General features: G+C 44.7%; 10 protein-coding genes and 2 tRNA genes. 4 read left to right on the forward strand and 8 right to left on the reverse strand.

Translation table 11 applies throughout. From position 1 onward, the window contains the following. Window positions 1-15 precede the first annotated feature (15 nt). Window positions 16-2,391 (reverse strand): S9 family peptidase, encoded by a 2,376-nt coding sequence (locus tag LKX84_RS10135; RefSeq protein ID WP_228237053.1) that lies wholly within the window; start codon window positions 2,389-2,391, stop codon window positions 16-18. Between the two features lie 267 nt (window positions 2,392-2,658). Here LKX84_RS10135 and LKX84_RS10140 point away from each other — a divergent pair, with 267 nt between their 5' ends. Next, window positions 2,659-4,383: a GMC family oxidoreductase gene (locus LKX84_RS10140; protein ID WP_228237054.1), complete on the forward strand. Its 1,725-nt coding sequence runs from the start codon at window positions 2,659-2,661 to the stop codon at window positions 4,381-4,383. A 3-nt stretch (window positions 4,384-4,386) separates the two neighbouring features. After that, complete coding sequence (locus LKX84_RS10145; RefSeq protein WP_228237055.1) at window positions 4,387-5,097, forward strand: gluconate 2-dehydrogenase subunit 3 family protein; 711 nt, start codon at window positions 4,387-4,389, stop codon at window positions 5,095-5,097. Between the two features lie 72 nt (window positions 5,098-5,169). Here the strand turns inward: LKX84_RS10145 and LKX84_RS10150 are convergent, their stop codons facing one another. The 3 genes from LKX84_RS10150 to LKX84_RS10160 are packed head-to-tail and all read right to left on the reverse strand — an operon-like array spanning window position 5,170 to window position 7,471. Beyond that, on the reverse strand, window positions 5,170-5,904 hold the full coding sequence (locus LKX84_RS10150; RefSeq protein ID WP_228237056.1) for a hypothetical protein: 735 nt from the start codon (window positions 5,902-5,904) through the stop codon (window positions 5,170-5,172). 30 nt (window positions 5,905-5,934) lie between these two features. Further along, the gene (locus LKX84_RS10155; protein ID WP_228237057.1) at window positions 5,935-6,678 is read right to left on the reverse strand and encodes a hypothetical protein; all 744 of its coding nucleotides are present in this window, start codon (window positions 6,676-6,678) and stop codon (window positions 5,935-5,937) included. Between the two features lie 25 nt (window positions 6,679-6,703). Continuing rightward, window positions 6,704-7,471, reverse strand: coding sequence for a collagen-like protein (locus LKX84_RS10160; RefSeq protein ID WP_228237058.1), 768 nt, complete (start codon window positions 7,469-7,471; stop codon window positions 6,704-6,706). A gap of 213 nt (window positions 7,472-7,684) precedes the next feature. On the opposite strand from LKX84_RS10160, the gene LKX84_RS10165 reads away from it, so the two are divergent. Both LKX84_RS10165 and LKX84_RS10170 read left to right on the forward strand, forming a co-directional pair. Next, window positions 7,685-8,986, forward strand: coding sequence for a ComEC/Rec2 family competence protein (locus LKX84_RS10165; protein ID WP_228237059.1), 1,302 nt, complete (start codon window positions 7,685-7,687; stop codon window positions 8,984-8,986). A 54-nt stretch (window positions 8,987-9,040) separates the two neighbouring features. After that, complete coding sequence (locus LKX84_RS10170; protein ID WP_228237060.1) at window positions 9,041-9,580, forward strand: hypothetical protein; 540 nt, start codon at window positions 9,041-9,043, stop codon at window positions 9,578-9,580. Between the two features lie 51 nt (window positions 9,581-9,631). On the opposite strand, the gene LKX84_RS10175 is transcribed toward LKX84_RS10170, so the two are convergent. From LKX84_RS10175 to LKX84_RS10190, 4 genes are all read right to left on the reverse strand, one after another. Beyond that, a tRNA-Leu gene (locus LKX84_RS10175) sits at window positions 9,632-9,716 on the reverse strand. 90 nt (window positions 9,717-9,806) lie between these two features. After that, a tRNA-Gly gene (locus LKX84_RS10180) sits at window positions 9,807-9,879 on the reverse strand. 228 nt (window positions 9,880-10,107) lie between these two features. Next, a complete protein-coding gene (locus LKX84_RS10185) occupies window positions 10,108-10,851 on the reverse strand; it encodes a LytR/AlgR family response regulator transcription factor (protein ID WP_228237061.1) in 744 nt (247 codons plus the stop codon). Further along, complete coding sequence (locus tag LKX84_RS10190) at window positions 10,836-11,942, reverse strand: sensor histidine kinase (protein WP_228237062.1); 1,107 nt, start codon at window positions 11,940-11,942, stop codon at window positions 10,836-10,838. Before LKX84_RS10190 ends, LKX84_RS10185 begins: the two co-directional genes overlap by 16 nt. Between the last annotated feature and the right edge of the window lie 77 nt (window positions 11,943-12,019).

A 12,019-nucleotide genomic window follows, 5' to 3' on the forward strand; every position in this document is an offset into this window, starting at 1 on the left:
TCCTTGTCGACGGAATTATTTTTTATCCAGAAGTGCTTCTTGAAATAGATTGAAAATCCGCGTGTATTCGTCGGTCCAGCTGCTGGGTTCCACAAAGCCATGTCGCTCCACGGGGTAAAGGGCCATTTCCCAATTTTCCTTGCCAAGTTCGATCAAGCGTTGGGAGAGTCTTACCATATCCTGAAAATGAACATTGTCATCCACCATGCCGTGAAGGATCAACAGTTTTCCTTTCAAACCATCCGCAAAATAGATGGGAGAGCTTTTTCTGTAAGCCAAACTATCCGTTGCAGGAGTGTTCAAAATACGGGCCGTATAGCCATGGTTGTAGGCGGCCCAGTCTCCAACGGAACGTATGGCCCCACCTGCACTAAAAATTTCAGGGGCATTGAACATGCCCATCAACGTGATGAATCCGCCATAAGATCCTCCGTAAATTCCAATTTTGTCCGAATCAATACCGTATTTGTCCATCAGCATTTTAGCGCCATCCACTTGATCGGAAAGATCTTTTCCGCCCATATGGCGGTAGATTCCGGTACGCCAATCACGGCCATAGCCCGCACTTCCTCGGTAATCGATATCCAATACGGTATACCCATTGTCCACCAAAAGGTTGTGGAACATATATTCCCTAAAATAGGAACTCCACCATTTGTGGGCATTTTGAAGATAACCTGCTCCATGCACAAAGATAACAGCTGCTTTATTCTTTACGGATGATTCAGGTTGATATAGCCTAGCATACACTTCAGCTCCATCCTCTGCCTTGAAGGTGATGATTTCAGGGTCCTTCCAATTGTATGCCTCAAATTCCTTGGTACTGGAATGGGTCAATTGTACGGCCTTAGTTTCTGTTTTGGCATACAAAGGGTTTTGCTGTAGGTACAGTTCCGTGGGTTTGTTGGAATAGGAATACAGAATGGCCATCTGTTTTTCATCAGGAGAAAGCGCCACATCGTTACTACCGACCATGTTTGTCAACTGTTCCCATTTGCCGCCTTTTAAAGGCATGGAATAAAACTGTCGGTCCCCGGGATGGGTTTTGTTGGAACCAAAATACCATCGGGTTTCATCCTTGGAAATAAAGGGGTCATAAACTTCAAACTCCCCGGAAGTCAAAGCCTTTGCTTTCTTGGAATTGATGTCCATGCTATACAAATGGGCATATCCCGTTTTTTCGGACATGAACCAAAATTCTTTGTCATTGGGCATCCAGCCTAGGGAACCGCCTCCCCATCCGCCAATGCCAGGCCCAGCAATCCAGGCCTCATCGTGTTGGCGGTCCAATTGTTCCACTTTGCCCGTTTCTGGGTCGAGAAGAACGATCCATCGGTCTTTGTAATCGTTGGCTTGAATGTCCAAAATAGCCTTGGTGCCATCGGAGTTCCATGTGGGTCCATTGATGAAACCGATTCGGTTTTCATTATTATAGGCCTTGTCTGGATAATCCTTGGTGTATTCTGGCACATAATCCAGTCCCTCCAAATTGTCCAAGGTCACCGCGTAACTTTCCCGTTTGGCCAAATTATACACGAACATTTCATATTTGGTAGGTTCGTCCCCAACTTTGGAGCGGGTATTTTGGTCTTCGGTATAACCCGATTCGGTTACGTAATGGGGTACAATGGTCCCTTTGGTCTTGGGTCTGTCCACCAAAACGTAAGTGATATACTTCCCGGATGGGGCTATTTCTAGACCCATAACTGATTTGCTTCCTGTTTCAAGTACCAAAGGTTCGAGTGCCTCTAATTTTTTGTTGATGGCCTCACCGGCATCTTTTTTGGCTTTTCGTTCGCTCAACACATCAAAAAGGCCCAATTGGTCTTGGTACAGAAATTCATCCTTCGAATCCCGTTTTTCTTCTTTGTCCTTCGCCTTTACAAAATGGGTCATTTGCTCTGTGGTTCCGGTTGCCATGTCCCAAACATAAAGCTCATCGTCTTTGGTATAGGCAATCGCCTTTCCATTGTTGGTGAAATGGGGACTGTTTTCCCTTTCCTGGGTTTTGGTGATGGGAGTGGATTTGTAGGTGGCCACATCCAACAGGAAAATATCACCATTTTTGGCATATAGGGCCTTGGTCTTTTGTTTGTTGTAGTTTAGTCTGGAAGACGGTAATGCATTTGCTGTCAAAAAACCCATCTTGTTGGTTTCCTTTTTACTGATGGAATACGCAAATAGCGAATCGGCCATGGCACCATCAGGGTTCCAGTCAAAATAAAGGGTGCTGCCATTGCTGGACCAATAGTGGTTAGAGGGTAGGTGACCCACAAAGTCATCCCCTTGCATGATGTCCTTGATCTTTAGGGTTGAATTATTGCCTTTTTGGGCTATTAAACCATTGAATGTCAGTAAAAAAAGAGCGATTAGAGTAAGATGTTTTCCCATTTCGGAATAAAGGTTTAAAGTTGGTTTGATTCCTGTATTTTCAAATATCGTGTATTTTGACGAGTTGCACCTGCATTGGGTTTGTTCAAATTTTGTTAAATGAAAAATTGAGGGAAGGTTTCTTTTTTTGTTCATTTTAAAAGTATCTTTAAAACCTACAAGGTTCTTTCGTTCCTTGTTTTTGGAGGAGTTGCAAATTGATTTCTTCAAACTGAAACATTTAACTTGCTATCAAATAACTACTTACAAATAAAACCAGATTAGCCAATGCAGATTATTGAAAATTCCACTGTTTACGATGCCATCATCGTGGGATCGGGAGCAGGGGGCGGGATGGCCACCAAGGTGCTGTCCGAGGCAGGCCTGAAGGTCGCCGTTGTAGAGGCCGGGCCCTTTTTTGACCCCGCCCTTCCAGAGCACCAGACCCAATTGAAATGGCCTTACGAAAGTCCAAGGAGAGGTGCCAGTACCCGTTTTAGACCCTTTGGGGATTTTGATGCCGCCTATGGGGGCTGGGACATTGAAGGTGAGCCTTACACCCAAAAGGACGGCACGCAGTTTGAATGGTTCCGATCCCGAATGCTTGGGGGTAGGACCAACCACTGGGGAAGGATTTCCCTGCGTTTCGGTCCAAAGGACTTCAAGCACAAAGATGTGGATGGACACGGTGATAACTGGCCCATCAGCTATGACGATATTAAACCATACTATGATAAGGTGGACAAATTGATCGGGGTTTTCGGAACCAATGAAGGACTTCCGAACGATCCCGATGGTTTCTTCTTGCCACCACCAAAACCAAGGTTGCACGAGTTGTTCTACATCAAGGGAGCAAGAAAGAGCAACATTCCGGTATATCCATCAAGGCTTTCCATGTTGACCAAAAAGCTGAACGATTACCGCGGCGTTTGTTTTTATTGCGGACAGTGTAACCGTGCCTGTCAGGTGTACGCCGATTTCTCCGCTGGGACCTGTTTGATATTCCCTGCCCAAAAGAATGGTGGTCAGGTGGATCTTTTTGTGAACTGCATGGTTCGTGAAGTTACCACAGATGCCGAAGGAAAGGCAACAGGGGTGTCCTACATCAACAAGGAAGATAGAAAAGAATACAAATTGAAGGGGAAAGTAGTGGTACTTGGTGCCTCTGCCTGTAGTTCCGCTAGGATCCTATTGAATTCCAAAAGCAAGCAGCACCCCAACGGATTGGGGAACAGCAGTGATGTGGTTGGGAAATACCTCCACGATTCCACTGGGGCTGACCGCGCTGGTTTTATCCCAGATTTGATGAACCGAAAAGTATCCTACAACGAGGATGGGGTAGGTGGAATGCACGTGTACTCCCCTTGGTGGGGCGACAATTCCAAACTGGATTTCCCACGGGGTTACCATATTGAGGTATGGGGCGGTATGGGCATGCCAAGCTACGGCTTCGGATTCAATGCAAACGAGTTCAACCAATTCTTCGGCACCAAGGTGGGAGGTTATGGTGATGTGCTGAGAAGTGATGCCAAGAAATATTACGGGGCCGTGGTAGGTATGGCCGGTCGTGGGGAATCCATTGCGAGAAAGGAAAACTACTGCGAGATCGACCCGACCACCGTGGATGAATTCGGTATCCCGGTATTGCGTTTCCATTACAAGTGGTCGCAGTACGAGATCAACCAGGCCAAGCACATGCAGGATACCTTTGAGGAGATCCTGATCAACATGGGTGGCGAGCCATTGGGTAAGAAACCGGGCAAGGATACCAATTACGGCCTTCATAACCCAGGGAACATCATCCACGAAGTGGGCACCACCCGAATGGGTGACGATCCCAAGACTTCGGTGACCAACAAATACCAACAGTTGCACGATGTGGACAACGTATTTGTGGTAGATGCAGGACCATTCGTTTCGCAGGCGGACAAGAACTGTACATGGACCATTTTGGCCCTTTCCATGCGGGCCTCCGAGTATATCGTTGACCAGTTGAAACAACAAAACATATAAGTGATGGATAGGAGAAAGAGTTTAAAATCGATCGTATTAGGTTCTGTTGCCGGTGGATTGGCACTGCATGGGTGCAAGCCCAGTGCCGAGACCGAGGAATTGGTAGAATCCCCGAAAATAACCTATCCGGGCAGGGTTCCCTTGGAAGAGGAACTGATTGCCGAATTGCAGGCAGAAGAATTCCTGAACCCACACGAAGTGGCCACCCTGACCATTTTGTGCGACCTTATTTTACCGGGTAGCGAAGAGTTCAAGGCGGCCAGTGATGCCGATGTGGTGGGGTTCATTGAGTTCATGGCAAAGGACAATCCACGTTACCAGCCCGATCTGCGTGGCGGGCTGATGTGGTTGGACCACAAGTGCAATACGGAATTCGCCAAAGAGTTCAAGGACTGTACCGTGGAACAGCAAAAGAGCATTTTGGACCCAATTGCCTTTTACGACCCTGAGATTCCAGGAAATGAGAGACCTTTTGAGGTGAACTTCTTTTCGTTGGTAAGGAACTTGACCATGACCGGTTTTTATACCACCAAGATCGGGATTGAGGAGATCGGATACAAGGGTAACATGCCCAATGTTTGGGACGGGGTACCAGATGATGTCTTGGCCCAACATGGTGTTGCCTATGAGGAAGAATGGTTGGCCAAGTGTGTGGACCAGAGCAAACGTGGCATAAAAGCCGAATGGGACGAAAACGGGAATTTGATCACCTAGGTGATGTTGATCATAAAATAAAAGGGCCGATACTTTAGTATCGGCCTTTTTTGTGTTGCATTATTGTATTGATTATGGTGTATTGAGTTCCTCCAGAACCGTCACATCAACTGTGCCTGTAAAGGTTACCATGTTGTTGGAGGTGTTTTGTTCAGCGGGTAAGGTTGCCGAAAAGTCATAAGTAAGATGGTTGGTGGCATCGTCAAAGGCAAAATTTTGAATCATGCCATCTTCGATCAAAATAAAATCACTTCCATCCAAATAAAAAAACTTGTGATCTTGCCCAACAACGGTATAGCCAAGAAAGTAAATATGAAGAAACCCAAATTGTTGGGATGCCGCACCTAAATCCAGAACTTCTAATTCCAATCCAAAGTAGGATGTTTGGAATGCATTATCGGGAGTACTGAGAAACCGCATTGTCTTAAATGTTGTGATATTGTCTGAAACTGATATGCTGTTGAATTGGGATATGTAGGAACCTTCAACTGATGTATATCTATAGATGACAGAATCTTGAAAGGCTACTCCATCAGGTCGGTTGCCTTCCATTTTCACATTGATATGACCATATTTGGCCAATTCCTCATAACCCACGCCATTGGCCCCATTTTGTCCATCTTCCCCGTTTTGCCCATTTTCACCATTGGTCCCATCCTCACCATTTGTACCGTCCGTTCCGTTGATACCATTGACTCCATTTACACCATTTGTCCCATCCGTACCATCTTCTCCATCAGCGCAGGATATCACGATCAAACTCATGATAACCATTGCCAATCCTAAATATTTGTTTAGTCCCATCATTTCTTGAATATTGATAGTTGATCCTACTGATTAAATGATTTGCTCCAAAACAATGGCGTCCACAGTCCCTGAAATATGTAAGGGGTTGCCGGTAACATTTGCATCACCCTGTACGGTAAAATCAAAAGAAAAGGTTAAATGGTTGGATTCCTCGTCATAGACCACATCAGTAAGTTGAAAATCCAAGACTGAAGGGTTGTCGTTTTCATAAGAATGACTCACAATGAAATACTTTTGGTCGTTCCCGACCACAGCATAATCTGAAATGCCGTAACTAAAAGTGAAGTCTTGGTTCGCTTGACCGATATTGCCAATGGATAGGTTGATACTCATGGCGGATTCCTGGAATTCATCGTCTGGAGTACTCAGAAATCGGGCCACGACGAAGTCATGCCATTGATCTTCACCTACCATATAGGAATCAACAGAGCTAAATTGCGAAAGGTAGAAGCCATCAGCAGGGGTGAACTTGAAAGATGTGGAGTCAGTAAAGGCCAAGTTGTCCACTGGTCTATTCCCTTCCATTTTAAGGGTGATGAATCCGTATTCGGTAAGCTCATCAAAACCAATTCCATCGGTTCCGTCATTACCATTGGTTCCATTTTCTCCATTGGTTCCATTTTCTCCGTTTGTGCCATCTTTGCCGTCAGTGCCGTTGGTACCATTAATGCCGTCGATACCATCGACACCATCTTTTCCGTCCTCGCCGGAACAGGAAATTAGAGTAAGACCCAAAACTAAGGTCAACATGCCAAAAAGTTTCATTGTTTTCATGATCAAGTTGTTATTATATAGATTTTTAGGGGGCTATCAGTTCAAATAGATTTATGTCTACTGTGCCGGATACATTTAAAAAGTTGCCAGAATCGTTATTGGCACCTTCAACTGTGAATTCATAGGAGAAAGTAAGGTGATTGCCATTTTCTGGATCAAAGGCCATGTCTGGAATCACGATTTCCGAAACCCCTTCGCCACCGGTTTTATAGGTGTCGGTTATTACAAAATATTTATTGTCTGTGCCAATAACGCCATACCTGTTTATCACAAGTACAACCGATATTATATTCTGATTGGCCTGACCCGGATTGTCCACGGTAACTTCCCAGTCTACAAAAGTTGTATTGTAAGTATCGTCTGGAGAGCTGTAAAAACGACGGAAGTTAAAGAAGTACTGGATGTCATCTCCATTCTGCGTTGTTTCTAAAATATTGTAGTTTGGGAAGCTTGAGGCATTTATAGGGGTATACTTAAAAATCGTAGCATGTTCAAAAGCATCCCCGTCAGGCCTATTGCCGCTTAAATTTAAAGTTACGGCACCGTATTGGATCATTTCTGCAAGACCATCCCCATCTTCTCCATCTTCTCCATCCACACCATCTTGTCCGGCTGCGCCTGTCTCTCCAGGGGCACCGTCTTCTCCAGGAGCCCCATCCTGTCCGTTGGCCCCATCTTTGCCATCCAATCCATCTATTCCGTCAATGCCATCCTTGCCATCTTCAATGGAGCAAGAGGTAAGGGTCAATCCTATACAAAGGACGGACAGGCCGAGTAGTTTGTTCAGTCTCATGATATTAAAGTTTGGAAGTCTAAGGTAGTGGGGGCTGTGAACGGGCAAGGTTATAATTGATGGATGTAGCCAACCATTTGATGAAAGCTTCTTGGCAATTGACAGGCTTCTTTAATTTCATTTACCATTTGATCATGCGTAAACTAGGCAGGGTATAGGAAAATTCCTTATTTTTAAAACAATGGTTCCCCCGCTATTAAAATTCAACTTCGTATGGCGATACAATTCTTGGGGAACAAGACCCAACGCTTTTATTTTCAGGATCAAGGGGAACGCAAAAGCTATGTGCTCATTTATGGGGACGATGTGGAACTTTTGCCCGGCAACGCCCCAACCGCAGGGTACACCCCGATCAATTATAGAGGCAGGGACGGGGAGATCAAAAGTCCGTCCTTGGTGAACAAAAGGAGCCTCGAGATGTACTTTTTAGACGTAGGCCAAGGCGATGCCGCCTTTGTGGTGACCCCCAACGATACCAAGATCTTGGTGGACGGTGGCCTTCGTGATCGTGCCTTGGGGTTCATCATTTGGAAATACCGCTTGGACATCCCCGGTAATACGGTAACCATAGACCATATGTTTCTGAGCCATGCCGATGCCGACCATGTGGAAGGCCTCATTCCGCTCATCGAGCATCCGCAGATTACGGTGAGCAACATCTATCATAACGGGATTGGGCTGTTCGATTCTGGCTTTAATACCGAATTGGGCAACGAAGTGAACGGTGAATTGGTGACCAAACATAGCACCCTCACCGACCTGAACGGGTTTCAATTGAAGGGAACGTTTAAAAAATGGATCGATGCCATCAAGGTGAATAACATCAATTACCATCGGCTGGATAAATCGGCAGGCATCCTGAACATTGGCGACCCCGACATCCGAGTGGAGATTTTGGGACCTATCCTAAAACCCAACGGGGCTTTTGAATGGTTCGGGGGCAAGTCGCATACCATCAATGGGCATTCCTTGGTGTTCCGGATGTCCTATAACCATGTCCGCACTTTTTTCTCGGGCGACCTGAACATTGAAGGGAGTGGACTCCTATTGTCCCAACCCGATGGTGCCCTTAACGTAAATGCGCATGTGTTCAAGGCGCCCCATCACGGTAGCCATGAGTTTGACCCTGACCTGTTCAAGGCGGTGAACCCGATGGTTACGGTGGTATCTTCCGGTGAAGTACCCGATCATGGTCACCCCAGAGCCAAATTTTTGGGAGCGATCGGAAGAGCGGTGCGTGGGGAGGAGCCCTTGTTGTTTTCCACGGCCTTATCCGCTTTGTTTGTGGATGATGAGGATGCGGAGCATGTGGCGGCTTCCAACATTATTGAACCGACCACTTTGGGCGACTTGGATTTTTCCCTATCGGCTTCCAATACAGTGGCGAGGCGTAGGTTTAAAAAGATATTACCGGGCATCATCAACGTGCGCACCGATGGAGAATACATTTACGCTTATAGACGGGTACAAATGGGTTACCAGTGGGAGTCGTATAAGATGCGGTATGAGAATTGAATAAAGGAAATCGATAAAGTATAATCTATTTTAAACACTTGCAATCCATTTATTATGAAAAGATTAGTTATGTACTTATTCCTGCTTCTTTGTTCAGGTTTATATTCCCAATTAAAGTTTTATGATTTACAGGGGAATCTTCTTGATGTGGGTGAAGGAAATTCAATAAACTCGGTTAAGGAAAAGAATTTTCCTGAAGAGGTTCTAACAAAATCCAGTTTTGTTGATTATAAAGAAGCTGAGTTTACAACGATTATTTGTAAAATGTTTTCATATGAACCAATTTTCATTTTAGGCGAATTTCCTAAAGGAAAAGAAAAGGAATATATTAAATCGATTCTTGACATTTTCAAAAATGAACATTCTAAAAACTATTTCATTGACCATGAAAGAATGGTCAAATATGATTTGATGGATGCTATCGAAAAGAAAGCTACTGATTTATTCATTTTGAAAAGATTGGGAAAGCCATCAAACTCATATGAGGATAGTCAAGAAAACAAAATATATTCTTATCGAGGAGATTTGAGGACAATCGATATAATATTTAAAAATGGATATTTGGCTGATTTCAAAATTTATGGTGGATATTAATTAGTTTAAACAAAAAATCCCTAATAACCAATAAGTTAAAAGGGATTTCTGTACTCGAGGCGGGACTTGAACCCGCACGGCCAAAAAGGCCACAGGATTTTAAGTCCGGCGTGTCTACCAGTTCCACCACTCGAGCAACTTGCCCAGTGTCTACCTCCCGATACCTATCGGGGCCAACACCGAAGCCTGGACTTGAAACAAAAAAACGCTGCAAGCAGCGTTTTTGAGCGAAAAACGGGATTCGAACCCGCGACCTCCACCTTGGCAAGGTGATGCTCTACCAACTGAGCTATTTTCGCATGTTCTGCAAATAGCTTTCGAGCCAAACCACTGGTGTTTTATGCTCTACTCCCGATAGCTATCGGGACGCTATTTTCGCATTTTAAAGAACTCTGCACTTTTTCTAAGCGCGGATGCAAATTTAATACAATTCTTTAAAATGTAAAGTGTTTTCAAAAAAAATATAAGGAGGAAAATAAGGTCGTCCAGCAACGGGTGCCAGTACCCAAAAACAAGCAGTTCTGGCTTTAGGGTTCTTTTCGTTTCAGTACCTTGTCCTTCAATACTTTGTCCTGTACCTGCTTGGCATAATTTCGGCTCACGGGAATTTTATGGCCCTCTTCCAAGATCAGTTCGTGGTTTTCCAAAGACCGTATTTTGGCTATGGGCACGATGTACGATTTGTGCACCCGAATAAAGGCTTCCGTATCCAAATTTTCCTCAATGGTCTTTAACGGCATCAGGCTCATGTGCTTGTCCGAAGTGGTGTGGATCAGCACATAGTTTTCCAACGCTTTTACAAAAAGGATTTCCGAAGTGTAGATTTTTTGATACCGCCCGTCGCATTTTACAAAAAAATAAGATGGTTCGGCGGTTGTTTCGGTAGGTTCTTGGGTGCCCGATTTATAAGAATGATAACGTACGGCCTTGGTCACCGCCTTAAAAAAACGGTTGAAGGTGATGGGTTTCAACAGGTAATCGATCACATCAAACCGAAACCCATCCAAAGCATAATTGGGGAAGGCCGTGGTGATGATGACCATGGGCAGATCGTGACGCACTTTTAGAAAATCCAACCCCGTTAAATACGGCATCTGGATGTCCAAAAAGATGAGGTCGATGGCCTGTTTTTCCAACATTTGGTCCAATTCCAAAGCATTTTCAACCGTGCACACCAGTTCCAAATGGTCGATGACCTGCACGTATTCCTGCACCACCTCCCTAGCGAGCGGCTCATCATCCACAATTATGCACTTCAGTTTTTTTGCCATTCCAGTTTCAATAGTACGGAAAATCTATCTTTTTGATCATCAATATGTAACGAATGCGATTCAGGGTACAATAAATGCAACCTGCGTTCCACGTTGGTCAGCCCGATGCCTTTGGGTCGTTCATCCTCATGACCTAGTCCATTGGGACCTTTACTGTTTTCAATATGCAATTTGAGGTAGGAGTCGGTCACTTTGAGCGTCATCCGGATAAAATTGGGTTGCCCCTTTCCTTTGGAAACGTGTTTGAACGCATTTTCCACAAAGGGAATAAGAATAAAGGGTGCAATCGATTTTTGATGCAGCGTTTGGTCTAGAATATCGAACTGCATTTCAGTATGTTCAGGATCCAAACGCAGTTTTTCCAGGTCGATGAAATTTTCAATAAACCGAAGTTCCTTTTCCAACGGAATTTGCTCATCATTGCATTCATACAATTGAAAGCGTAGCATGTCCGAAAAATTGGCCAAGGATTCCGAAGCCAAATCCGGATTTTTGTGGATCAAAGCAAAAATGGAATTGATGGTATTGAACAAAAAATGGGGGTTGATCTGCGATTTCAGGTATTTCAGTTCCGTTTCCAGGTGTTCTTTTTCCAGTCGCAACCGTCTTTTCTCCGCTTGGAGCCAATTCTTGCCCAATTTGATGCTCATGCCCAAGGTCATGCTGGCCACGGTGGAGGGCAGGGCCCACACAAAATAGATGGTGGTGAATTGGTACGGATATACCCCGAACAACTCGAACAGGGTCTTTCCAGAAAGATAGGAGGCCAAAAAATACCCGCTCACAATAAAGGCATTGCAGACCAAAATGGTGGCCAACACCGAAAAAATATAACTGGCATAGCGGCCAACATACAACAACTTCGGAATCAGATAGTACAGGTTGAAGTACACCCCGATAATCTGGAAAATCACATAAAAATAGAATTTGACGGAAGAGTCGCTGTGGAGTAGATACTCCCAAACTTGGGATAGACTGCCCACATTGATGGTCAACCATACCAAATGATACCCCAACCAAAAGGGGATGTGGTACAGTTTGAGTCGCAAGGCAATCTTTTTCAGTCGGTTGAAGTCCATCCGCAAATTCATAAATCAGTACAAGTTACTTTTTTTGGCCTTGTGCCCCAGCCAAATTGACGACCTGTCATAAATAATTGACGAACGAC

Source organism: Allomuricauda sp. M10, from assembly GCF_020782875.1.
Classification (GTDB): Bacteria; Bacteroidota; Bacteroidia; order Flavobacteriales; family Flavobacteriaceae; genus Flagellimonas.